Raw genomic sequence first — 22,731 nt, 5'->3', positions numbered from 1 at the left:
CCGGCACGGGGAGCGCGCCGCCGCCGGAGGAGCGGCCCTGGACGGTGCCGCCGGCGCCGGCCGAGGCCGCCGCCTACGGCGGGTTCCCCGAGGCGTTCGGCGGTCCGGCCGGGCACCGCCGCCCGGTGGCGGCCGAGCCGCTGAACCACGCGATCGGGCGTCCGGGACGGCCTTGGGAGCGCGCGCGGCCGGCCGGCGAGGTGGCCGGCGAGGTCGGCCGACTGCTGACCGGTGTGCTCTCCTCCGGGCCCGGGGTGCCGGGCGAACCGGTCCGAGAGCTGGCCGCCGCGCTGGCCCGGGAGCTCGCCGAAGGCTTCCGCGACTGCGCGTCCGGGGCGCCGCGGCTCCGGACGGCACCGCCCGCGACGACGAGGTGCACCTGCTCGGCCGCGACCTCGACGGCGGCACCTTCCGGCTGTCCGTGGCGCCCGCGGGGCCGCGCCCGGACGGTGGGTGGCCGCACCCGGGCCCGGCGGGCCGACCGGACCGCGCCGCCGCGCACCCGCACCGCGGCCGAGTACCGGCGGGCCGGCCTCGCGGTGCGCGCCGACCGCGCCGCGGTGCTGCTCGGCGAGTCCGTGTGGCTCACCGACAACGACCGGATGGACGTCCGGGCGTGGACCGGGCCGTTCGGCCGCGACGTCGACGCGGCCGTCCCCGACTCCGCGGACGCCGCGGCCCGCGCGTGGTGGCCGGAGTCGGAGCCGCGGGAGCGGCTGCTGGCGGCCGAGCGGTGGGAGGAGGACGGGGACGGCGGGCCCGTACCGCGCCGCCTCGACGCCGGAACCCTGGCCCGGAGCCTGGCCGACTTCGAGGAGCACGACCTGGCGCAGGCCAGGAGCGCGGCCTGGGTGATGGGCGAGATCGGCGACGACGACGTCGACGACGACCCGCAGCCCCGCTTCCCGGGCGACCGCCTCGTGGCGATCCCCGGCCACGACCTGGTCGGCACCGTCACCGAACTGGCCGCCGCCGGGTCCGGCGGTGCGCGTCCGCGCGCGGAGGGAATCGGCCTCCCGATCGAGGAGTGCGAGGACGCGGGGTTCCGGTTCTGCCTGCTCCTGGTCGGCGCCGCCTGCGTCGGAGCCGCCACCGTCGACGCGACGCCGTGACGCCGTGACGCCGTTCACCGGTGCCGCGGGACCCGGAGGCGCGGCCCGCCGGCGCGAACCGTCCCAACCGTGCGCGGGGGCCGGGCCGAGCGGCCCCGGAATCCCCGGCGGGCGAACCGGTGAACTGACCGGAACCGGCCATCGCCCGGCCTTCGCGACTCATGGTGCAGCTGGTAACAAACGCTCCACAGGCAACCGGGGTGAAGGACGGCGGTTAACGTGGTGTTGTTCGTCGTGTCAAGGGACCTTTTTCCCGGTAGGAGTATGATTCTGCCCGCCTTCGGACGTCGCCCCGGTGGAGTCGCCCATCCACGCCGCCCCGGCCGCCCCCGTGCTGCCCGATGAGCGCGCCCCCCTCGACCACCAGGAGACCTGACACCGTGCGACAGCACCTAGCCGCCGTGATCCGGGGCCTTCGCTCCGGTGCCTCGTCGGGCACCATCGTGGTGCTGTCGCTCGCCCTCGTGTGCACCGTCTTCGGGGCGGGGGCCATGGGGCGGGCCGCGCAGCTCTCGGACGGCCTGGTCTGGCTGTGGAGCAGCGAGGAGGGCCGCGCCACCGAGATCGACCCCCAGGACGGCCGGGTCGAGGCCGTCTCCAACCTCCCCGAGTCCGCCGGACACCGGGTCGAGGTGATCCAGAACGACGAGTACCTCATCCTGCACGACCTCGAAACCGGCCGGATGACCTCGATCGACCTCACGCAGATGGGCTTCTCCGGGCAGCTCGACGTCGACCAGAGCGGCGACTTCGGACTCGCGATGTCCGGAGACGGAAACGCTGCCGTGGTCCTCGACCGGCAGGGCGGCGAGGTGCGCGCCGTCGACCCCGGCACGCTGCAGGCGACCGGCGAGGGCCTGAACCTGCCGGCGCCGCTGGTCGGCGGTGAGTTCGACAACGACGGCACCCTCTGGCTCGGCGCGCCCAGCCAGGGCACGGTCGTGGGGATCCGCGTGGCCGGCGGCACCGCCGAGGTCGAGGAGACGCTGCCCGTGGCCGACCCCGGGGACGATGTCGCCCTCAGCGTGCTCGACCACGGGGTCCTGGCGGTGAACCGGTCGGACGACACCCTCGTCGGCGTCCGGGACGGCGACACCGTCGAGATCCCCGCCGGTACCGGGCTCGAGGACGCCCGCGTCCCCGTCCGCACCGCCGGCGCCACCGTCGCGGTCACGCTCCCCGGGGAGGTCCTGACCGTGGCCGGCCTGCGCGACGGCGCGGCCGTGCAGAGCTTCGAGGTGCCCGACGGCGCGGCCGACGAGGACGCCGTCGCGGTCCCCTACCAGGGCGGCGTCTACCTGCCGTCCTCCCAGGACGGCGTCGTGCGGGTCTTCGCGCCCGGCGGCGAGCAGACCGACGTGATCACCGTCCCCGACGCCGGAGGACGGCTGGAACTGGAGGTCCGCGAGGGCCACCTCTTCGTCAACGCCCCCGACTCCGGCTCCGCCGTCGTCGTCGGCCCCTCCGGCGAGGCCCAGGTGGTCGACAAGTACCAGCCGCCGCCCGGCCCGGGCGGCGCCGCGACGCCGGGAGAGGGCGGCACGCCGGCCCCCGGCGGCGCCGCCACGCCGCAGGACGGCGGCGCGCCGCCGCGCGCGCCCGACCTCGATCCCGGCACCGAACTCCCCGGACCGGCGCCGACCCCGGCCCCCGGCGGCGCACCACCCCCCTCGCAGGGCTCGCTCGTGCCCGCGGGCGGGACCGGGACCGGCGGCGCGGCCGGCGCCAACACACCCGGCGCCCCCGTCCCGGTGCTGGCGCAGGCGGGCGACGGGTCCGTCACCGTGTCCTGGTACGAGGCGTTCTCGCCCACCGGTGCCGTCGACGACTACGTGGTGAGCTGGGACGGCGGCAGCGTGACCGTGCCCGGCACGCAGCGGCGCACCGTCGTCGAGGGGCTGGCCAACGGCGCCCCGTACCGCTTCTACGTGCAGGCCACCAACGCCTTCGGCGCCGGCCCGACCGCGGTCTCGCCCGAGGTCCGGCCCTCCGAGCAGGCGCCGCCGGCGCCGGAGGGGGTCGTCGCCGAGGCACGCACCGCGAGCTCGCTCGGCGTCGAGTGGGACCCGGTGCCTGGCGTGGACGGCGACGTCGACTACGTGGTGACGGCGCTGACCCCCGACGGCGGCCGGATCGGGACGCGGACGACCACCGAGACCGACATCGTGCTCACCGCCCTCGCCCCCGGCGGCACCTACCTGGTCGAGGTCGCGGCGCGTACCGCCGCCGGGGTCACGAGCGAGCCCGCGACCAGTGCGCCGGTGACCCTGCCCGAGGTCCCCGCGCCGCAGGACGTGTGGTTCGACATCACGGCCGACTCCACCGTGCACGTGTACTGGCGGGCGTCGCCGGGTGCCGCCGGGTACGTCGTCACCCCCGGGGCGTCCGGCGCCCGGCAGTTCGCCCCCGTGACGGTGGAGCGGGGGGAGCCGGCGGTGGTGGACGGCGTCCCCTACCAGACGACGGCGTTCCCGCGCGCGGGCGACAACTGCTACCAGTTCACCGTCCAGGCCGTCGACGCCGACGGCAACCCGAGCGAGGACAGCGAGCCCAGCGACATCCAGTGCCACCGGTCGCCCAACTGACATGGAGCCCCCGGCGCCGGCGCCGGGGGCGGCCCTCCGCCCCGACCCGATCCGAAAAGGAACAACCGTGACCACTCCGACCAGCCGCAACGACGCCGACGGCTCCGGCTCCACGGGCGGGGCTCCGACCGCGAGGAAGGTGGCGGCCAGCGCCGACCTCTTCAACCAGATGGCATCGGCGATCGACTCGGTCGTGCTGGGCAAGCCCGAGGTCGTGCGCCTGGCGCTCGTGGCGTTCTTCGCCCAGGGGCACGTGCTCCTGGAGGACGTGCCCGGAGTCGGCAAGACCACGCTGGCCCGCGCGCTCGCCGCCTGCGTCCAAGGCAAGTGGCGCCGCATCCAGTTCACCCCGGACCTGCTGCCCTCCGACGTCACCGGCGCCCCGGTGTACAACCAGAGCACCTCGGAGTTCGAGTTCCGGCTGGGGCCGGTGTTCGCCAACGTCGTGGTGGCCGACGAGATCAACCGCGCCTCGCCCAAGACGCAGTCGGCGCTGTTGGAGGCGATGGAGGAGCGGCTGGTCACGGTCGACGGCGCCCGGTACGCGCTGCCGTCGCCGTTCATGATCGTCGCCACCCAGAACCCGGTGGAGATGGACGGCACCTACCGGCTGCCGGAGGCGCAGCTCGACCGGTTCCTCATGCGGCTGTCGCTCGGCTACCCCGACGCCGACGCCGAACTCGCCATCATGCGGGGCCGGATCCTCTTCGCCGCCGAGGACCTTCAGCCGGTGACCCGGCCCGAGGACGTCGAGGGGTTCGCGCGGGTGGCGCGTACGGTGCACGTCTCCGACGACGTGCTGCACTACGCGCTGGGCATCGCGCACGCCACCCGGCGGCACCCCGAACTCCGGGTCGGGCTCTCCCCGCGCGCCACGACCGCGCTGGTCCGGGCCGCCCAGGTGCTCGCGCTGGGCGAGGAGCGCAACTACGTCACCCCAGAAGACGTCAAGCGGCTGGCCGACCCGGTCTGGGCGCACCGGTTGATCCTCACGCCCGAGGCGGCCGTGAGCGGGCGGACCGGCACTCAGCTGCTCGCCGAACTGCTCGACGGTGCGGCCGTCCCGCAGCCCGCCCCGGTGGGGAGTGGGCGGTAGATGCCGGGCCGTGACCGGAGCACGCCTCCCGGCGCCCGCCCCCGCCGGGGTGCGGCGCGGTACGGGACGGCGGACTGATGCCGACGCCTCGGGGCTGGATCGTGGGCGCCGGCGGCGCGGCGCTGCTGGCCGCCGGAACGCTGCTGGGCTACGCCGAACTCGCGGTGCTCGGCGCGCTGGCGGTGCTCGCCGTGGCCGCCGCCGCGGCGTTCGTGCTGCTGGCGCCGCCGGCCCGGGCCACCGTGACCCGGACCGTGGCCGCGTCCCGGCTGCGGCCGGGGACGGCGACCCGGGTGCGGCTGTCCGTGGACACCCAGGGACGGCGCCGCCCGGGCCGGCTGGCCGAACGCGTCGCCGACGCCGACGGCGCCCGGACCGCCGTGTTCCGCGTGACGGGCCAGACCCGCGAGGTCGGCTACGACCTGACCGCCGAGCGCCGCGGCGTGGTCGAGCTCGGGCCGGTGCGCGTCGGCGGCGCCGACCCGCTGGGGCTGGCCCGGTGGCGCCGCCGCCGCGGCGGCACCGACCGCGTGTGGGTGCACCCGGACTGGCGGGTGCTGCGCGCCCTGCCCGTCGGCGCGGTCTCGGACCCGGACGGCGCGCTGGAGGGCGCGCGCGGCGGCGGGCTGACCTTCCACGCCCTGCGGGACTACGCGCCGGGCGACGAGGCGCGGCACGTGCACTGGCTGAGCACCGCGCGCAGGGGCCGGTTGACCGTGCGCGAGTACGCCGACACCTCGCACCCGCGGCTCACCGTCCTGGTGGACGACCGGGTGGCCCCGGGCGGCCGGACCGCCCTCGACGAGGTGGCGGATGCCGCCGGTTCGGTGCTCGCGACCGCCGTGCGCGCCGGTCTGGACTGCGAAGTCCATCTGCTCAGCGGGCGCGGTGCCGACGGCTCCGCCGGGCTGCCGCCGCTGCTCGACCTGCTCGCGGAGGCGCACCCGGCCCGCGGCGCCGACCTCGCCGCGGCCTGCGCCCGGGTGCGCGACCGCGCCGCCGGCGACGCCGTGGTGCTGGTCAGCCCGGAGCTGTCCGCTACGGACCTGCGCGCCTTCGGTGAGCTGCGGCACCGGTTCCCGGCCCTGGTGGCCGCGGTCGTGGGACCCGCCGCACCGCCGCCCGCGCCGGGTGTCACCGCGGTGCACGCCGAGAGCACGGGTGAGTTCGTCGACCGGTGGAACGAGGCGCCGTGGACGCGGTGACGGAGGAGACGTCGTGGTCGAGGTGACGGCACGTCCCGTGGCGGCGGAGCCGTCCGGATCCCGGTCTCGGCCGGGGGAGTGGGCGGCGCACGTCGCCCTCGCGGTGCTGAGCGCCGCGGCCGGGGTCGCACTGGCGCCCGGCTACGTCGACCCGATGCTGGTGGGCGGCCTCGCGGCCGGGTGGGCGGTGGGCGGGGTCCTGCTCACGCGGGCGCTGGTCGGGCACCTGTCGTCCTTCGCCACCGTGGTGGCCGGGCTGCCGGTGGCGCTCGCCGGGATCGTGGCGCTCGCCGTGTGGCGCCCCGGCCCAGTGCCGGACCCGCTGGGCGGCGCGGTGGACGCGGTGCTGCGGTCGGGCGCCCGGATCCTCACCGGCGCGCTCCCGCTCCCGGTCGCCGTCGACACGCTCGCGCTGCCCGTCCTGGCGACCTGGCTGTCCGCCGTGGCGGCCACCCTGGCCTGGCGCGCGGCGCGCCCGCTCGTCGCGGTGCTGTGCGGGGTGCTGCCGCTGGTCGGTGCCGTGGTGCTGAACGCCGCTGCCGGGCCGCCGGCCTACCCGGCGGTCGGGCTGGCGGCGGTCGCGGCGGTCGCCCTGCTGGCCCTGTCGGACGGGAGGGGCGAACGCGCGAACGGCGCGGCGGCCGTCGCCACGGCGCGGATCCGGTTCGACACCGGGGGCGCTCCCCGCGGCGGGGCCGCACGCGGCCGGCTGCTGGCGGTGGCGGTGGCCGCCGTCGCGGTCGGCCTGGTGGCCGCGCTGGGTGCGCCGGCCGCGCTCTCCTCCTGGCGGCCGGCGCCGCTGGACCCCCGCGCCGGGGTGACCGCGCCCGTGCGGACCGACCAGGCGCTCAACCCGCTCAGCTACCTCTCCACCTGGGCCGCGGACCCCGACGAGCCGCTCCTCACGGTCGAGTCGGACCGCCGGGTGGAGCTGCGCTGGGTGGCCCTCGCGGAGTTCACCGGCAGCACCTGGCTGCCCGAGCGCGGCTACCAGGCGGCGGCCGGCACGCTGGCCGAGCCCGACCCGCCGGTGCCGCACGCCTCCCGGGTCAGCGCCGACATCGCGGTGGACCGGCTGCCGGGCAACTGGCTGCCCGTGGTCGGGGCGCCCCGGACCGTCGAAGGCGTGGACATCGGCTACGACGCCGCGTCCGGCACCGTGGTCGGCATCGACGCCGGCGCCTCCGGGCAGCGCTACAGCGTCTCGGGCGACGTCGCCGGCTGGGTCCCCGAGGAGCTCGCACCCGCCGGCGTCCCCGGCGAGGGCGTGTTCGACCGGTACCGGCAGCTCCCGGGCGAGGTGCCGGGCCGGATCTCCGACATCGCGGCCGAGGCGGCCGGCGACGGCACGCCCTACCAGCGTGCGGTGAACCTGGCGCGCTACCTGCGGCACACCTACACGTTCGATCCGGCCGTGCCCAGCGGGCACGGCTACCCCCGCCTGGAGCGGATGCTGGTGCCGCCCGGTGAGCGCGGCGGAGGCGGCACCTCGGAGCAGTTCGCCAGCGCCTTCGCGGTGCTGGCCCGCGAGGCGGGGCTGCCGAGCCGGGTGGTGGTCGGCTTCGGACCGGGCGCCCGGAGCGGCCAGAGCGAGTTCGAGGTCACCACCGGCGACGCCATCGCGTGGGGCGAGGTGTACTTCCAGGGGGCGGGCTGGGTGCCCTTCGACGTCACTCCGGGAGGCCGCGAGGCCGCCTCGGAGGACGACCAGGCGTCCGAGCAGGGCGGCTCCGGGACCGCCGCCGACCCCGAGGACGACACCGTCGCCGACGACCGCCGGCACGAGCCCGCCGACCCGCCGGGCGCTACCGGGGACACCGGTTCGACCGGTACCATCGCGGCCACGGCGGGCGTCGGCGGAGCGCTCGCGGTGGTGCTGCTCGTCCCCGTGCTGCGGGCGGCACGCGCACGGCGGCGGCTGTCCCTGCGCGCGTCGCCGCGCGACCGCACGATGGGCGCGTGGCGGGAACTGCGCGACGGCCTGCGCCTCGCGGGCGCGCCGGTCTCCCGGACGCGCACCGTCGCCGAGGTGGTCGCGGCGGCGGAGCGGCTGCTGCCCGAGAGCGCGGACGGCCCCCGGCTCGGGGGTCTGCACCGGGCGGTGAACCAGGCGGGCTACGGCCCCGCCGGAGCCATCGAGGCGCATCCCGCCGCGAAGGCGGCGGACGAGACGCGTGCCTACCTGCGCGCGCTGCGGGCGAGCCTGCCCCGGCCGCGCCGGCTGCTGTGGTGGCTCGACCCGCGCCCGCTGTTCTGGCGGGCGTCATGACCTTGGAGGGCACACGAGAGATGGCCGCTGAAGACGATCTGCCGGTCGTCCCGGGCTACCGCGTCACCGAGCGGCTCCCCGCCGGCGTGGGCGCGGAGCGCTTCCGGGCGCACGGCGAGCGGGGCGGTGAACGCGTGCTCCTGCGCGTCCTCCGCCCGGCCGACGGCGGCCCGGCAGCGGCGGACGGCCGTCCCGCGCCCTACGCGGTGGTGTGGGAGGAGCCGCCGGACTCGTTCGCGGCGCTGCTGGGACGGCAGGGGCCGCTGCCCGTCGAGCAGGTGGTCGAGGCCGGTCTGGCGATCGGCGCCGAACTGGAATCGCTGCACGAGGGCGGCCTGGTGCACAACGACGTCCGGCCCGAGACGCTGCTGATCCGCGGCGCGAGCGCGGAGCTCTCGCCCGGGCGGGACGTCAGCTGCCGTGCGGGGGAGCTGTTCCCGCCGATGACGGTGGACTGGCGCGGCTTCGCCCACGTGCCCCCCGAGGCGTTCCGCGGTGGGCTCGTGTCGCCGCGCGCCGACGTCTACCGGCTGGCGTCCACCCTGTGGACGCTGCTCGCCGGGCACCCGCCCTTCGCCGACGGCCCCGGCGAGGAGCCGGAGCCCGGCGGCTACCGCGACCGGGCGGCGGCCGGGACGCTGCCGGACGCCCCCAGGGACGATGTCCCGGCGGGACTCGCGGCCGTACTGCGCACCGCGATGGCGCGCGAGCCGCACGAGCGGCACCGGGACGCGGCCGACTTCGCCCGCGCCCTCGCGGCGGCCCGGACGGGCGGGGCAGCCGGCTCCCGGCCGCCGGCCGCGGCGTCCCGCGTCCCGGAGGCACCGGTGCCCGCTCCGGGGGCCACCGCACCGGAACCCGGGGAGGCACTGCGGCAGGACGCCCCGGCCGAGGCCGACCCGACCGTCGGACCCGAGCGGAGCCCGCGACCGGAGCCCGGGCGGAGCCCCGCACCGGCGGGCGAGCCGGAGACCGCGTCGGGTGCACCCGCAGCGGAGTCCTCCTGGGCCGCCGGTGGGCCGCGGACTCCGGAGGACGCTTCACCCGCCAGCGAGCCCGAATCCGCCCTCGGGGGCCAGGACGCGCCGACCACGGACCCCGGCTCCTCCGGTGCGCAGTCGGCGCCGTTCCCGGCGTACCGGTTCGAGGAGGCGGAGGCCGCTGCCGAGGCTGGCGACGCGGCCGCGGCGTCCGCCCCGGACGCGTCCGGGTCCGCCCCCGAGGCGCAGAGCCGGGAGGCGGCGCCCGCCGCGGAGGGGGACCGGACCGCGCCCGAGCCGGGGGCTGACACCGATCCGGTGGAGCCGGTGCGGGCCGAGCCCGACGCGGCGACGACGCGGCTCCCGGCCACCGGCCGCCCGTCGGTGCCGGTCGAGCCGGACGACGACGTCCCGCAGGCGGCGCGAACTGAGGCCGCCCGGGGTACGGAGAACGACGCGGAGCCGGGGCCGCCCGCGCCCGACGACGCGGCGACGACGCGGCTCGCGGAGTCCCCGGCAGCGGAGGAGGAGCCGGCCGGCCACGAGGCCGCGCCGGAGCCGGAAGCCGCGGGAGCGGCTCCGCTCAGCGCCGCCGACCTGTGGGCGAAGTCCTTCCCCGACTTCCGGATGCCGGAGTCCGGGTCGGCCCCGGACGGCGCGGGAGGCGTGGACGCTTCGGCGCCGGCCGACGCCGAACCGGACGCCGCGGCGGCCGCTCCTGAGCAGACGCGGCCGCAGGCGGACGACACGACCGAGCCTGTGCCTCCGGCCGAGGCCACGGTCTCCCTCGCCTCCGAAGGCCGCGCCGCCGGCGCGGTTCCGGCATCGGACGGTCCGCGCGCTGACGGCCCCGCCACCGGGGCCGGGCCCGAGCCGGCGGCACCGGAGGACGAGCCGCGCACGGCCGGTACCGGGGCGCCCAGCGGCGCTCCGGGCGGCGGTGCCGAGGAGACCGGCCGCCAGTACCCGGCGGACGGCGGACGGGCGGCCGGAGCTGCCGCCGATGCCGCAGCGGCGGCGTCGGACGGCACGGTGCCGGGCGGGTCCGCCGACTCCGGTGCCTGGACCCGGTCCGAGTATCCCTGGGATGCGGCCGCCACGGGGGCGGAGGCCCAGCCGAGTGCCGCCGCGGAGACGGCGGAGGGCTGGTCCGCCGGTCCGGGGGCGGGCACGGCACCGCAGGCGCGCACCACGGAAGCCGGACCCGGGGCCGCTGGCGGCGTCGCGGGCACCGGCTCCGGTCCGTACGCCGCGCCGCGCGAACCGGGTTGGGCGGCCGGGCACGGAGCGTACGGTGCCGAGTGGGCCGCCGAGTCCGCGCCGTCCGGCGGCGCCGGCGTTACCGGCGGTCCGGCGGTGCCGCCCGCGTGGACCGGGCCGCAGCCGGCGCACACCGGCGCCGCCGCACCGCGATTCGCCGCCGAGGTGCCCGCCGCGCCGCCGAAACCCGCGTCCTCGGTCTCGGACAACGCGCGGGCCCAGCTCTCGGGCATCGGGCGGCTGGTCCTCGGCTCGGTGCTCACCGCGAGCCTGGTGATCGCCGTGCTCGGCGGTGTCGCGCTGTTCGTGGCCTCCCGCCAGGCGGAGCAGCCGGCTCCCTCGCCGAACGTCAGCACGCCGGCGACCGCGCCGGACATGACGGAACTCCCGCCGGAGGCGGGCGTGAACCCCGAACTGGCGCCGACCGGGGCCGAACTGGCTCTGGACACCGGGAGCACGGTCCGGATCAGCTGGCAGGACAACGCCCAGGGCCGGGCGGAGTACTACGTCGTCGGCGGCCCACTGGGGACCACCCCGCAGACCCTCGCCCGCGCCGAGCAGTACTCCACCCAGGTCGAGATCACCGGGCTCAACCCCTCGGTGGACTACTGCTTCACGGTGATGGCCATCGTCGGCGTTGACGAGATCGCCCCCAGCGAGGAGGTCTGCACCGACCGGTCCCAGCAGGGGGTGTGACCGCGCCCTTCCGGTCCCGCACCGCGCCGCGCGGTCCCGCCCGGCGCCGTCCGCACCGAGGCGAGTCCCGGACAGCGGGAGCGCGGACCGAAGAGGGGGCCGTGCTGCGCGTTGCGCCGAGGGAGCCGGTCAGCTCGTGAAGACGAACTGGTCAAGGCCGGGCGGGACGGCCTCGGGAGCGACGGCGAAGTCCGCCCACACGCCCAGGCCGAGGTTGAGCCAGGGGTGCGGCAGCACCTGGTAGTAGCCCCATTCGACCGCCAGGGCCGAGATGAGCAGGAGGCCGCGCTGGCCCTCGGCCTCCACCCAGTGCGTGCTGTCCCGGTCGGGAACACGCGGCCGGGTCTCGGCCCACCCGCCGTCGGTGACCTCCAGCCGCACCCGCCCGGGAGCGGGGAGCGAGAGGCGCCGGGTCACCTCGCCACCGGGCTCCCCCGAGGCGGTGTAGCGGACGGCGTTGGCGTGCAGTTCGGACGCGGCCAACTCGATGTCGTCCACCAGATCGTCGGGGAAGCCCTTGAGGTCGGTGCGGATGTCGGCCCGGACGCGGGAGGTGCGGTTGAGGAGCCCGGGATAGAGCCGGGGCTCCCACCGCACGTACCGGAACGGGCCGGGCGGTCGGGAGGAGGGAGACGAAGCGGCACGGGACATGGCTGGCCCCCAGGAGATTGAGTCGCCAGAGTGGCGACGCGACCACATTGAGTGATCTCTATAATGTCCCGTGACTTTAGAAAATGCAACGGTGGCATTTAAGGATGGTTGCAATGTCCTTGGAAGCACTTTTTGTGATGGGGGTGCTAACTATGATCGCTCCGCCAGTAGTCAGAGGTGAGGAGGGGTGATGACGCCCGCGATGCCGGTCCGGCGCCGTCATCTGATCAGAGAGCTCAAGCGCTTCCGACTGGAGGCGGGCCTCTCCCAAGATGAGGTTTCCGGCCGTATGGGATGGGATCGCGGCAAGATCCACCGCTTGGAGTCAGGGCGGCTGCAACGGGTCAAGGCCTCGGACGTCATCGCCCTGTGCGATCTGTACAAGGTCTCGGACGTTCAGAGGGAGGCCCTCGCCGAGATTGCGCGGAACTCGCGGCGCAAGGGCTGGTGGTTCGCCTACCAGGATGTCCTTCCGGGGCCGTTCATCGGGCTCGAAGCCGAAGCCCTGAGCATCTGTGACTTCAACGCCATGGTTATCCCCGGCTTGTTTCAGACGCCCGACTATCTCGCAAGCCTGATGGAGAGTGCGACGGGCGTCACTGTCATGGCACACGAAGTCCATGACCGTATCAATGCGCGCAGGGAGCGACAGGCGTCCGTACTCGACCGGGACCTTCCTCCGCGTCTCTGGGTGATCCTCGACGAGGCTGCTCTTCGGCGTGAGGTAGGAGGGCGCGAGATCATGGAAGCCCAGATCCGGCATCTGCTCGAACTGGGGCATCGCCCGAACATCAACATCCAAGTGCTGCCGTTCGACATCGGCGCTCACGCGGCGTCGGGCTTCCAGTTCACCATCCTGCAGTTCTCCGACGTCGACTCTGTCGTCTACATCGAGGGTGACCAGGACGGACTCTACCTCGAAGAAGAATCGAAAATACGGCGATATACACTTATTTTCGACCGCCTTCAGGCCTCGGCTATGTCCGTGGAGAAGTCGACTGGCTTCCTTGAAAGCCTTGTCTGACTCGACCCATGAATAGAGTATTTATGCGCCACAGTCGTGTCCGCTGGCGAACGAGCAGCTACAGCGCAGCGAGCAGCAACAACTGCGTCGAGGTCGCCGACCTCTCCGGTGCCTCAGCCGTCCGCGACACCCGGAACCGCGACAAGGCGACCCTCGTCTTCGCCGCGACGGAGTGGCGCGCCTTCCTCGCCGCCGTGAAACGGCGGGAGCTCTGACACCTGTGCGCGCGGGCCGACGGTCGCGAGGCGCCGCCGGATCGGCCTGGGCGGCACGGCAGCGGGCAGCGGATGCGGGCGGACGCCCCTGCTACGCCGTTCTGGCAGAGCCAGCCGGACGTCCGCCGCGACGTGCGCCTGCGCGGGCGCAGGGCCCAGGCGCACGACGAGGCGTCGGACGCTACGCCGTGAGGGCCATGTCCTCAGTGGTGAGGTCGGTGGCGCTGCCCTGCCAGCCGGACTGGAGCGCGCCCACGGTCTGGACGTCACCCGGCCCGTCTCCGGTCGGCGTGTGGACCGCGCCGACCGCGTTGGAGACGCCGTACGCGCTGTCCGGCTGGCCGGAGTGGAGGGCGGGTGTCGCATTGACCTGTTGCGCCTCGGCGTTGTCCGATCCGCCGCCGAGGTTCCCCAAGGCGCTGATGAGGGCCTGGAAGATGCCGAGCACACCCGAGAGCAGGCCGCCGCTGAGGACGCCGTTGCCGAGCATGTCGGACAGGCCGCCGCCCTGGCTCTCCTGCTGGTTCTGGGAGTCCTGGTTCTCGCCGTTCTCGCTGTTCTCGCCCTGGCCCTCCTGCTCGCCGGTGCCGAGAACGGAGTCCAGTCCCTCGTCGATATGGGGGCCGACGGTCTTGTCGGCGACCTTGCCGCCGACATAAGTAAGCGCGGCACTGCCCAGGGCGATGCCTGCGGCGGCGAGTAGGGGAAGTGGCATGGTGTTCTCCTTAGAGCGCTGGTTCCCTGGTGGTCACAGTGGCCGGGTTGGGTTTCGGGCTGCCGGGAGAGAAGGAGCACTGCTTGGACGCCGCCGCGCCGGGAGCGGATCCGACTGGACGGCGCCCGGTTCCGCTCGGTGGGCGACCCGCGTCACGGCCGCGGGAAGCGCCGCTGGTCGCGGCGCCGCGGGCGCCGCGGCCGTCCTGGCCGGCGGAGCGGGAGCACCGGCCGACCGCTGCAGCAGCCGGCACGTGGTGATCAGCCCTTCGAGGAACGCCATGCTGCGCTCCAGCCGGTGCAGTACGTCGGCGAGCGTCCCGTGCTCGGGGGCGTCGCGGCCGAGCATCGCGAGTTCGGAGCGGACCATGCCGGCCTGCATCGCCCGCCGGAACACCTCAGCCCGCAGCGCCGCGATGTGGGCGTCGGTGTCGTCGAGCACCGCCCGCGGCGGCTCGTCGTCGGCGGACAGCGCGCTCGCCGACAGGCCGGCGAGCGGTGCGGACCCGTCGAGCGGGGGCATGCTCCCTCCTCAGCGGTCGCTCAGCGGGAGGACCGGCGTCCGGGGGTTCTGGGGCCGATGCTCTGCGTCCCGGGGTAGCCGGACCCCATGGCCGATCCGCTGGACTTGAAGGAGTCCATGATGAACCCCATCACTCCGCCCTCGGTCGCGGCGCCCCAGACCTGGCCGGGAATCCCCATCAGGCCGCTGACCACGCCGCCGAACCCCATCTCGGCGCTGAAGCCGGGACCGCCGTTGCCCAGTCCGGGAAGGCCGAGGCCGTCGCGCTCCCGGTCCCGGTTGTTCCGGTTGTTGCCGTCGTTGTTGCGGTTGTCGCCGTTGCCGTTGTTGTTGCCGTTGTTGTTCCCTCCGTCCCCGTTCCCGCGTCCGTTGCCGCCCCGCTTGACCTGCGTGACCTCGAAGCCCGCACTGGTGGCGGTGAACGCGTCGTCCGGGTCGGGGCCGCCGCTCGTGGGGGCGAGCCGGGTCGTGCTACCAGGAGGCATGGTTTCGTCATCCTTTCCGGAGCCGGGTCGGCGGTTGCGCCGCGCTCCTCATTTTCGAGTCCGGGCGGTCGATGACCTCGCCCGGGATACCGTCCCAGACGCAGCCGACCGCGTTTCCAGTCGCCTCACCGCCCGCCTCCCCGGCACATGGGGAGAGCAGCTTGTGCAGCGACTTCGTGATAACCGGCATTTGGGTTCTCAGTGGGTGAATGAGACGTGCACGTGGTTGTTGTGGTTCTCATTGTCGTTACCCAGGTCCTTCATCGGGCGCCAGCAGCTGGGCGGCGAAGAGCCCACCGTGGACTCGCCGGGGCACGGCTCGTCGCCGATCGTCGGGTTCCAGATGCGCTGCCGCCAGATGATGTACTTGATCCCCAATCGCTCGTGGTTGGTCATCAGCCACCGCGCCAGTTCGTCGCCGTTGGCGTTCTCCTCGGCCGTGCCCGCGTCGCCGCGGTTGTTGGTCATGAAGTCGCACGCCTGCCCCTGGCCGTGGTCCTGCGGGTCGCCGGGCCGGGTGCAGTGCGCGCCCCAGTTCACGTCCGGGAAGTTCGCGAGCACCGACCGGTACCCCAGGCAGGTGAGCTGCGTGGTGGGGCCGTTGCCCACACCGCAGTCGACGGTCGCGCCGGTGTGCTCGACCTCCGCCGCGGCGTAGCTGATCTCGCCGGCCCGGACCGAGCCGCCGCCGCCGGTGCCCGCCCCGTAGACGTCGGCGGCGAAGATGGAGGTGACCAGGGCGAACACTCCGGCGCCGCCGACGGCGAGGCCCGTGCCGACGCCGACGTTGCTCTCGCCGGCGTCGCGCCCGCGCCGCCGGCGCCGGAGCAGGTCGCGCAGATGTGTCAGCAGCATGTCAGGGGGCTCCTTCGTCCATCTCCAGCGACCGCGCGTCCAGCACGCCGCTGACCCGCCACGAGCGGCCTTCGCGGCTCGCCGTGACGAGGTACTCGCCGATCTCCTCGGCGGCGGCGCCCCCGCCAGCCGGGCGCGCTCCGAGCGCCATGCGGAAGGTCACGCTCTCGGTGCCGATCGAGGACGCCTGCAGTACCTCCGCCGTGCCCTCGTAGTCGCGGCCGCTCTCCCGCAGCGGCTCCGTCGGGGGCGTGGTCTGCAGGCTGGTCTCCAGCGTCGCCGCGTAGGCGGTGGTCGCGGTCCCGGAGAGCCGCGCGATGTAGGCGGCGGGTGTCTCGCCGGCCTCGATCGTGCCGTAGGCGGCGCCGTGCCGCACCGCGGCCTCCAGGGCCGCGTCGAACGCCGCCTCCTCCAGGGGGAGCAGCTCGGCCATGGACCGCTGCGGCTGCTCCGCGGCGGCCGCCCCCTCGGGCTCCTCGGCCGCGCCGGACGGTTCGGCCGCGCCGCTCTCGCTCGCGGACTCCGGGGGCGGGGCGTCGCCGTCGGACCGGGTGATGACGAAGGCCGCGAACAGGCCGATGGTGAGCAGCAGCATGCCGAGCAGGATCCAACCGCGTGCGGAGAAGGAGGATTCGTGCATGGCGGGCTCGTTTCGGGTTCGGGGGGCGGGGGTCAGACGGTGACGGCGTCGGAGCCGGACGGCGCCAGGTGGCTGACGCGCAGCACCTTGATCAGCGGGGGCCGGGGCCACTCCGGGTCGTCGTAGGCGTGTTCGGTGATGGTGGTGCCGGTGGCGTACGCCTCGATGATGTTGTTGTTGCCGGTCCACATGGAGACGTGCGTGGCGACGCCGCCGCGCCCTTCCAGGAGCAGGTCGCCGGGTTGGATCTCGCTGAACGGCACGATCTCGCCGCCGTCCCACGCCTGCATGGCCTGGGTGGTCCGCGGGATGTTGATGCCGGCCTCGCGGTAAGCCATCATCAGCAGGCCGGAGCAGTCGTAGCCCCGGGGGCCGACGCCGCCCCAGATGTAGGGCAGGCCGATCTTGGTGCGGGCGAACTCGATGGCGACCCCGGCGGGGCCGTCGGCGGCAGCGGCGGTGCCGGTGCACTGCTGGGTGCCCACCGGCGGGGCGACCTCGAAGTCGCCGTTCTCGTACCGCTCCGCGTTGGGAAACACGTCGGCGACGTAGGGGCCGTTGACGCCGGAGCCGTGGTAGCGCCCCACCGCCCAGCGCAGCGTCTGCCCGTTGTCCATGAAGTGCCGCAGGAACACGGCGGTGGAGTGGATCGCGTCGGCCGGATCCCAGACGTTGACCCGGCCGTCGCCGTTTCCGTCCACACCGAAGTTCGCACCGGCGGTGCCCGGCGCGGTCGTCCGGTCGGCCGCCGGCTCGTCCGGCAGGCCGCCCCAGGTGTTCCCGGCGCTGCCGAGCGGACCGCCGGGCTGGCCGGTCTCGGTGTCGACGACGCCGAACTGCATCGGTCCGGCGGCGCCGTAGGGGTTGCGGGTGCCGTAGGCCAGGCCGGACGGCCAGCTCGGCGTGATCATGGCGGGCAGCCGGGCGTGCTCGGTCTCCTGGCGGCCCATGGCGGCGATCACCGACCAGGGCACGTCGTACTTCTCGCCGGCCGCCTGGTAGATCGGCAGCAGGTCTTCGGGGATCGACATCGGGTCGTAGCCGCGCGGCGAGTCGCCGAGCTGGATCGTGCAGCTGCTGCCGCCGCCCGAGCCGAAACCGAGGTAGTCGAAGATCTGGTCGCCGCTGATCACCATGAGCGTGGAGCCCATGAACAGCGACGCGGACATGCCGACCGCGAGGCCCTTCTGGCCGAGGTCGCCGCGGCCCAGGGCGCGGCGGCGGTGCGGCCGGCGCAGCCACGTGCGCAGCCGGCGCCAGGCGCCGCCCGGGCCGCCGGCTCTGTCGCCGGAGGGGGCCGTCACGCGCCGCCTCCCGCGTCGCCAGCGGCGGCGTCCTGGACGTCGATGACCGCCCAGCGGTCGTCCTGCTTGACGACGGTCACGGCGAAGCTGTACTCGCCGGACCGCGAACCGTCCCGCGTGATCTCGCCGCCCACGATGTAGACGGCGGTGTCCTCGGCGATCGTGCGGATGCCGGTGACGGCGGAGCGGGTGTCGACGCCGCCCTCGGGCAGCGGCTCGCCCATGAGGTCGGTGTGGCGGTCCTCGGTGCTCCGCAGCAGGTTCAGGTATCCCGCGTCGGTGAACTCGGCCAGCCGGTCCATCCGGTCCTCGTCGGTGCGGACGTAGGCGTTGGTGAACTCCTGGGCGGTCCGTGCGGCGTCCAGGAGGTCGGCCTCGGTGTTGGGCAGCAGCGCGAACAGATCGCCGGACCGCTGCGTGCCCTCGCCGGCGGCCGGGCCGTCCCCGCCGCCGGCGGTGCCCTCGGAGGCGCCCTCGCCGGCCGGGGCCGCGTCCGGCGGGCTCTCGTCGCGCGTGGAGCGGACGAACATGAGGCCCAGCAGCAGCACGGCCAGCAGGACGAAAGTGCCCAGGAGCACCCACTGCCTGCGGTTCCCGCCGAAGTCGTTCACGGTCCCTCTCCGTCAGGGCGGTCGTTCGTCGTGTGCCGGTCGCCGGACCCGGGGCGGCGACCGTGCCGCGCACCCTACGAGACGCCGGTGACGTGCGCCGGGCCGGGGCAGGGGGGCCGGCGGTGCTCTCGTTTCCGCGCCAGCAGGACGCCTTCCGGCGGTTCCGCGCAGGTCATCGCGATTTCGGATTCCGCGACGAGGGTGCGGTCCCCGGAAAGACGGCGTCCTTCCTCTGGTGCGGACGTTCGGGTCCTTAGAGGATGGTTGGGGTTCAGGGGTTCCGAATTCCAGTGCTTGTGATCCAGATCACATTTGGTGGAATTGTGGGAAGGGTGTAAACATACTGATCGGCGCACTGTCGCACTTCGGGGGCATCGGGGTGTTCCGCCGGGAAACCGGCGAAGTGTTTTCCCAGGTCAATGCCGCTTTCGTGCTCTGTCGGCCCCGTGTGGCACAGTGCGAGGTGTCACTGGTCCCCCATTCAGCGGCCTCCGGTCCGCGTCTTCCGTCCCCTTCCCGGCTCGCGGATTCCCGTCCGGTGAGGACAACTCCATCGTCATCTCAGGAGGTAGTCGCAGTGATGCGCGTGTTCGGCCATCGCGGCGTGAGCGCGGAGGAGGCGGCAGCGGCGCAGGGAGACGGCGGGCCTGGCGAGGCGCCGCAGGCGGTGCTGCTCGGCTGCCACGGCGGAGCCGGGGCCAGCACGATGCAGGCGCTCCTCGGGACGCCGTGGAACCTCGGCTGCTATTCCCCGGAACTTCGCCGAATCGAGACATTCGGGAGACCGCTCGTCCTCGTCGCCCGCGACAGCGCCTCGGCCGGAGCGCGGGTCATCGAGGCCGTGACGGGAGTCACCACCGCCGGCGCCACCATCGCCTGCCTGGTCATCATCGCCGACGGTTCCGGGCCGGAACCGAAGGAGGCCACCGGGCGTCTCAGGCTTATCGAGGACCGGGTCGGCGCGGTGGTCCGTTTTCCATTCGTCGCCGGCCTGCGTTACGCCGACGCGAACGAGGCGGACAAGGTGGAGCTGCCGAAGAAAGCGGTACGCGCACTGACGGATATTCACGCGGCATGCGCGAAAGCCATGTCTGGATCTCCGAACGAACTCATCGGATAACTGGAGGAGATGAACGTGAGTTTACTGCTCAGTGGATTCACGCGTTTGCAGGTGGAGGTCTACGCCCTCCCGTTCAGCGACATCAACGGCGACACCTTCAACCCGGGAATCACGCTCCCGAGCGGTGCCGACAACGCCGGCCAGGAGTCGATCGAGACGATCCTGTCCTGGGGACAGGGCATCGTGGTGGTCATCGGCATCCTCGGTGTGCTGTTCTGCGCCGGGAAGATGGCGGTGGGCAAGTTCGGCCGCTCGGACCTGGCCGCCGAAGGCGTGGGCGGTCTGGTGTGGACCGTGCTCGGCATCTCGCTGATGCTCATCGCCGTTCCCGTGATCATGCTGCTGCTCGGCTCCGGCGGCGGCGAGGCAGTCTGACGGCCGGGGCGACCGCGCGCGTCGCCCGGAGTTGTCCCGAGAGACGACGGAGATCCCCTTGAACGCGTTACTGACCCTGGCCACCCAGCTCCAGGTCGAGCTGCCGCACCGGCTGGCCATGTCCCTGCTCGGCGTCCCCCGCCAGATGGACCTCCAGAATGGGGACGGCTGGGACCCGTCCCCGCAGATCCCCGCCGGGGCCATCGACCCCATCGACACCATCTTCGCCTGGGGCCGCGGCATCGTGGTGGTCATCGGGATCATCGGTGTGCTGTTCTGCGCCGGGAAGATGGCGGTGGGCAAGTTCGGCCGCTCGGACCTAGCCGCCGAAGGCGTGGGCGGTCTGGTGTGGACCGTGCTCGGCATCTCGCTGATGCTCGTGGCCGTGCCGATCGTCACGCTGCTGCTCTGACCACCAGGCCGGCCGGCACGGCTCGGTCGGCCTGCCTCCCCCCGCCCGGAGAAAGGAGCCCGCAACGATGACGTCTGCGAACGAGTTCGGTACCGGGTCCGTCAACGGCATCCTGCTCGCGGCGGACCCCGACCAGTACGACTGGTCCGTTCCCGGCCAGACCCTGCTGAGCTGGATCATCGGGGTCGGGGTGGTCATCGCCATCATCGGCGTCCTCATCGTCGCCGGAAAGATGATCCAGGCCAACTTCACCGGTGACCCGTGGATCGCCGCGCGAGGCATGGGAGAGCTGCCGTGGATCGCCCTCGGGATCGTGCTGCTGCTGGTCGCGGGACCGGCGATCGGCATCCTGCTCAGCCGGGACCAAGGCCAGGGAGACGCCTGGGGCGGCGCCATCATCAACATCCCCTGGATCCAGCCAGCCGAGCCCGACAACGACGATGACGACCCGCCCGCGGTGAGCATCTGACGGACGCGCCCGGGCCGCACCCTCCAGCCCGGCGCCATGCTCGTCCGACCCGCCGACCGCGTGTCACAGGACGTCCACCGGTACCTCCTCTTAGTTCAGGACTGCCAGCCATGGCCGACATGGAACAGATGAACCAGGATGTCAGCGAGAAGATCCCCGACCTGGTGGAGAACCTCTACACCAAGTTCTGGTTCTCGGACTTCGTCGACGTCACCGGCAACCTGGAGCAGAACCCCGGCATCCTCGCGTTCCACGGGATCATCTTCCCCCTGGTGACCTTCCTGGCCACCGCCGGACTGCTCGTCGCGGCGGTCCGGCTGCTGTGGTACCGCAGGCTCGATCCGATGATGGACACGGTGAAGGCGCTGCTCACGCTCGTCTTCGTTACCTTCGTCGGCCTGTTCGTCACCCAGCTGCTCGTCGACTTCAGCAACCAGCTCTCCTTCTACATCCTGGCCCGCCCGGAGGTGGGGGACACCTTCCGCAACCTGGGTGACCTGCTGGGCGACAGCACGGTGCTCGACGCCCTGCTGGGGCCCGCGAGCGCCCTGGTTGGCGTGCTGCTCGGCATCGCCGTCATCGTCGGGCTCGTCATCCAGATCGTCGCGCTCTTCTACACCCAGGGCGTCATCTACATCTGCGCGGCCGCGCTGCCGCTCGCGGCGGCCGCCGCGCTCATCCCGGGGCCGGGCACCAGCATCTTCACCCGGGTCACCGGCTGGATGGCCGGCTCCATCCTGTTCAAGCCGGTCATCTCGATCATCTACGCGCTCGGCTTCATCCTCATGGGCCAGGCCGGCCAGGGGAGCGGTTACACGGAGGGCGACGGCGGCATCGTCTTCGTCAGCGACAACAACGGCGGCGGGGACGACGGCGCCGTCTTCCAGTACCTCGTCGGCGTCGCGATCATCACCATGGCCACCGGAGCCCTGCCGCTGCTGTGGAGCGTGCTGAGCAAGATGTTCTCCGGGCTGACCGCGAAGCTCGGCGCGAACATGCTGGGCGGCGGAGGAGGCGGAGGCGGCTTCGGCGGCAACGGCGGCGGCAACGGCGGCAACGGCAACCGCAACAACGGCAACCGGGCCACTCCCTCCTCCTACGACGGCGCCGCCTCCAGCATGGGCGGCGACGCCTCCACCCGGGCCGCCGCGATCAGCAACGGACTCCCCTCGCCCGAGATGGCCGGTGTCGGCGGAAGCGGTGGCTCCACCCTGGCCGCCGGCGCCAGCAGCGGAAGCGGGTCCAGCTCGTTCGGTACCCCCTCCAGCGGGATGACCGCGGAGGCGGCCAGCGCAAGCGCCCAGGGCTCCGCCAGCGGCACGGGGACCTCCGGGTCGGGGGCGAACGGCTCCGCGACGCGGACCGCCGCCGGCGGCTCAGGCGGCACCTCCGGCGGCGGCACCGTGCTGCCGGCCGGAGCGGGCAGCGTGAGCAGCCTCGGCGCCGGGACCGGCAGCGGCGGCGGCCCGGGTGGCGGCGACGCGAGCGGTGCCATGCCCACCGGCGCCGGCGACGGCGGCGGCGCCGGTACCACGGGCGGCCCCGGGGGCGGCGACGACGGCCACGTCATGCCGACCGGCGCCGGCGACGGCGGTGACACCGGCGGTACGGGCGGCGGCCCGATCGCCACGGGAGCGGCGAGCGCCGCCGGAGGCGGCGGTTACCCGGGCGGCGGGGGCGGCACCTCCGGGGGCGGGACCTCCGGCGGCGGGTACTCCACCGCGGCGGTGAGTACTCCGACCGGTGCCTCCACGGTGTCCGGCGGCGGAACCTCGGGAGGAGGAGCGCGATCGGGCGGCGACGGCGGTGGCAGCACCGCGGTCCCGCCCGGCGCCGGAGGGACGGACACCTCGGCGGGTCCGGGGAGCGGCTCGGCGGGATACGACGACGGCTACCACTACCAGCCCTCCGGGGCGCAGGACCACCACCAGCCCTCCGGCGCGGAGGACTACTACCAGCCTTCCGGGGCCGGATACGATCCGCCGCCCCCGTCGGACCCGCCCGTGGCGTCCGGCGCCTCGGGCTCCGACTGGGAGGCCCCCTCGGGGGCGACGAGCTACCCGCGTGACGACGACTGGGGCGGCGACCTGCCCAGCGGCGCGGTCTGAGCAGGACTGATCGAGTAAGGAC

Annotated in this window: 21 protein-coding genes; 13 read left to right on the top strand and 8 right to left on the bottom strand. The window is 74.3% G+C overall.

Features of this window, described 5'->3' with window-relative positions; translation table 11 throughout:
* The 6 genes from DEF28_RS27505 to DEF28_RS10960 form a co-directional block, all read left to right on the top strand.
* Positions 1–1,112, top strand: a 1,112-nt coding sequence (locus tag DEF28_RS27505) for a hypothetical protein (protein ID WP_233515231.1), incomplete at its 5' end; no start/stop codon positions are given.
* A gap of 380 nt (positions 1,113–1,492) precedes the next feature.
* On the top strand, positions 1,493–3,697 hold the full coding sequence (locus tag DEF28_RS28800; RefSeq protein WP_147280158.1) for a fibronectin type III domain-containing protein: 2,205 nt from the start codon (positions 1,493–1,495) through the stop codon (positions 3,695–3,697).
* Between the two features lie 67 nt (positions 3,698–3,764).
* A complete protein-coding gene (locus DEF28_RS10975) occupies positions 3,765–4,793 on the top strand; it encodes an AAA family ATPase (protein WP_309485826.1) in 1,029 nt (342 codons plus the stop codon).
* A 77-nt stretch (positions 4,794–4,870) separates the two neighbouring features.
* On the top strand, positions 4,871–5,998 hold the full coding sequence (locus DEF28_RS10970; RefSeq protein ID WP_114398800.1) for a DUF58 domain-containing protein: 1,128 nt from the start codon (positions 4,871–4,873) through the stop codon (positions 5,996–5,998).
* A gap of 13 nt (positions 5,999–6,011) precedes the next feature.
* The gene (locus tag DEF28_RS10965) at positions 6,012–8,267 is read left to right on the top strand and encodes a transglutaminase family protein (protein WP_114398799.1); all 2,256 of its coding nucleotides are present in this window, start codon (positions 6,012–6,014) and stop codon (positions 8,265–8,267) included.
* 20 nt (positions 8,268–8,287) lie between these two features.
* Entirely contained in the window at positions 8,288–11,203 is a 2,916-nt protein-coding gene (locus tag DEF28_RS10960; protein ID WP_114398798.1) for a hypothetical protein, read from the top strand.
* Positions 11,204–11,332: 129 nt separating this feature from the next.
* Here DEF28_RS10960 and DEF28_RS10955 read toward each other — a convergent pair whose 3' ends face one another.
* Positions 11,333–11,800, bottom strand: coding sequence for an ATP-binding protein (locus DEF28_RS10955; RefSeq protein ID WP_233515230.1), 468 nt, complete (start codon positions 11,798–11,800; stop codon positions 11,333–11,335).
* 244 nt (positions 11,801–12,044) lie between these two features.
* Here DEF28_RS10955 and DEF28_RS10950 point away from each other — a divergent pair, with 244 nt between their 5' ends.
* Entirely contained in the window at positions 12,045–12,878 is an 834-nt protein-coding gene (locus DEF28_RS10950; RefSeq protein ID WP_114398796.1) for a helix-turn-helix domain-containing protein, read from the top strand.
* 23 nt (positions 12,879–12,901) lie between these two features.
* Positions 12,902–13,093: a DUF397 domain-containing protein gene (locus DEF28_RS10945; protein ID WP_114398795.1), complete on the top strand. Its 192-nt coding sequence runs from the start codon at positions 12,902–12,904 to the stop codon at positions 13,091–13,093.
* 181 nt (positions 13,094–13,274) lie between these two features.
* Here DEF28_RS10945 and DEF28_RS10940 read toward each other — a convergent pair whose 3' ends face one another.
* The 7 genes from DEF28_RS10940 to DEF28_RS10905 all read right to left on the bottom strand — a co-directional run bounded on the left by DEF28_RS10940 (position 13,275) and on the right by DEF28_RS10905 (position 18,225).
* Complete coding sequence (locus tag DEF28_RS10940; RefSeq protein ID WP_114398794.1) at positions 13,275–13,808, bottom strand: hypothetical protein; 534 nt, start codon at positions 13,806–13,808, stop codon at positions 13,275–13,277.
* Positions 13,809–13,841: 33 nt separating this feature from the next.
* The gene (locus DEF28_RS10935; RefSeq protein ID WP_114398793.1) at positions 13,842–14,330 is read right to left on the bottom strand and encodes a hypothetical protein; all 489 of its coding nucleotides are present in this window, start codon (positions 14,328–14,330) and stop codon (positions 13,842–13,844) included.
* 20 nt (positions 14,331–14,350) lie between these two features.
* Positions 14,351–14,815, bottom strand: coding sequence for a hypothetical protein (locus DEF28_RS10930; RefSeq protein ID WP_114398792.1), 465 nt, complete (start codon positions 14,813–14,815; stop codon positions 14,351–14,353).
* A gap of 198 nt (positions 14,816–15,013) precedes the next feature.
* Positions 15,014–15,670 carry a hypothetical protein gene (locus tag DEF28_RS10925; protein ID WP_114398791.1) on the bottom strand — a complete coding sequence of 219 codons (657 nt, stop codon included), beginning with the start codon at positions 15,668–15,670 and terminating at the stop codon, positions 15,014–15,016.
* 1 nt (position 15,671) lies between these two features.
* On the bottom strand, positions 15,672–16,310 hold the full coding sequence (locus tag DEF28_RS10920; RefSeq protein ID WP_114398790.1) for a hypothetical protein: 639 nt from the start codon (positions 16,308–16,310) through the stop codon (positions 15,672–15,674).
* Positions 16,311–16,342: 32 nt separating this feature from the next.
* Complete coding sequence (locus DEF28_RS27280; RefSeq protein ID WP_147280157.1) at positions 16,343–17,614, bottom strand: C40 family peptidase; 1,272 nt, start codon at positions 17,612–17,614, stop codon at positions 16,343–16,345.
* A complete protein-coding gene (locus DEF28_RS10905) occupies positions 17,611–18,225 on the bottom strand; it encodes a hypothetical protein (RefSeq protein WP_114398789.1) in 615 nt (204 codons plus the stop codon). The genes DEF28_RS27280 and DEF28_RS10905 overlap by 4 nt, the downstream gene beginning before the upstream one ends.
* 580 nt (positions 18,226–18,805) lie before the next feature.
* On the opposite strand from DEF28_RS10905, the gene DEF28_RS10900 reads away from it, so the two are divergent.
* The 5 genes from DEF28_RS10900 to DEF28_RS10880 all read left to right on the top strand — a co-directional run bounded on the left by DEF28_RS10900 (position 18,806) and on the right by DEF28_RS10880 (position 22,709).
* Positions 18,806–19,345 (top strand): hypothetical protein, encoded by a 540-nt coding sequence (locus DEF28_RS10900; RefSeq protein WP_233515232.1) that lies wholly within the window; start codon positions 18,806–18,808, stop codon positions 19,343–19,345.
* Between the two features lie 15 nt (positions 19,346–19,360).
* The gene (locus DEF28_RS10895) at positions 19,361–19,720 is read left to right on the top strand and encodes a hypothetical protein (protein WP_233515229.1); all 360 of its coding nucleotides are present in this window, start codon (positions 19,361–19,363) and stop codon (positions 19,718–19,720) included.
* A gap of 58 nt (positions 19,721–19,778) precedes the next feature.
* A complete protein-coding gene (locus DEF28_RS28040; protein ID WP_181874354.1) occupies positions 19,779–20,132 on the top strand; it encodes a hypothetical protein in 354 nt (117 codons plus the stop codon).
* 67 nt (positions 20,133–20,199) lie between these two features.
* Positions 20,200–20,601, top strand: a complete 402-nt coding sequence (locus DEF28_RS10885; RefSeq protein WP_114398787.1) for a hypothetical protein — start codon at positions 20,200–20,202, stop codon at positions 20,599–20,601.
* Positions 20,602–20,711: 110 nt separating this feature from the next.
* Entirely contained in the window at positions 20,712–22,709 is a 1,998-nt protein-coding gene (locus DEF28_RS10880; RefSeq protein ID WP_114446134.1) for a hypothetical protein, read from the top strand.
* Positions 22,710–22,731 lie beyond the last annotated feature (22 nt).

Source organism: Marinitenerispora sediminis, assembly GCF_003336425.1.
GTDB classification, from domain to species: Bacteria; Actinomycetota; Actinomycetes; order Streptosporangiales; family Streptosporangiaceae; genus Marinitenerispora; species Marinitenerispora sediminis.
This window is presented reverse-complemented; position numbering and strand designations above follow the sequence as displayed.

Coding starts and splice junctions, on each gene's coding strand:
- DEF28_RS10970 (WP_114398800.1), top strand. CDS start 4,871: ATGCCGACGCCTCGGGGCTGGATCGTGGGCGCCGGCGGCGCGGCGCTG.
- DEF28_RS10930 (WP_114398792.1), bottom strand. CDS start 14,815: ATGCCTCCTGGTAGCACGACCCGGCTCGCCCCCACGAGCGGCGGCCCC.
- DEF28_RS10960 (WP_114398798.1), top strand. CDS start 8,288: ATGGCCGCTGAAGACGATCTGCCGGTCGTCCCGGGCTACCGCGTCACC.
- DEF28_RS10880 (WP_114446134.1), top strand. CDS start 20,712: ATGGCCGACATGGAACAGATGAACCAGGATGTCAGCGAGAAGATCCCC.
- DEF28_RS10925 (WP_114398791.1), bottom strand. CDS start 15,670: ATGCTGCTGACACATCTGCGCGACCTGCTCCGGCGCCGGCGGCGCGGG.
- DEF28_RS10920 (WP_114398790.1), bottom strand. CDS start 16,310: ATGCACGAATCCTCCTTCTCCGCACGCGGTTGGATCCTGCTCGGCATG.
- DEF28_RS10940 (WP_114398794.1), bottom strand. CDS start 13,808: ATGCCACTTCCCCTACTCGCCGCCGCAGGCATCGCCCTGGGCAGTGCC.
- DEF28_RS10885 (WP_114398787.1), top strand. CDS start 20,200: ATGACGTCTGCGAACGAGTTCGGTACCGGGTCCGTCAACGGCATCCTG.
- DEF28_RS10950 (WP_114398796.1), top strand. CDS start 12,045: ATGACGCCCGCGATGCCGGTCCGGCGCCGTCATCTGATCAGAGAGCTC.
- DEF28_RS10900 (WP_233515232.1), top strand. CDS start 18,806: ATGCGCGTGTTCGGCCATCGCGGCGTGAGCGCGGAGGAGGCGGCAGCG.
- DEF28_RS10945 (WP_114398795.1), top strand. CDS start 12,902: ATGCGCCACAGTCGTGTCCGCTGGCGAACGAGCAGCTACAGCGCAGCG.
- DEF28_RS10935 (WP_114398793.1), bottom strand. CDS start 14,330: ATGCCCCCGCTCGACGGGTCCGCACCGCTCGCCGGCCTGTCGGCGAGC.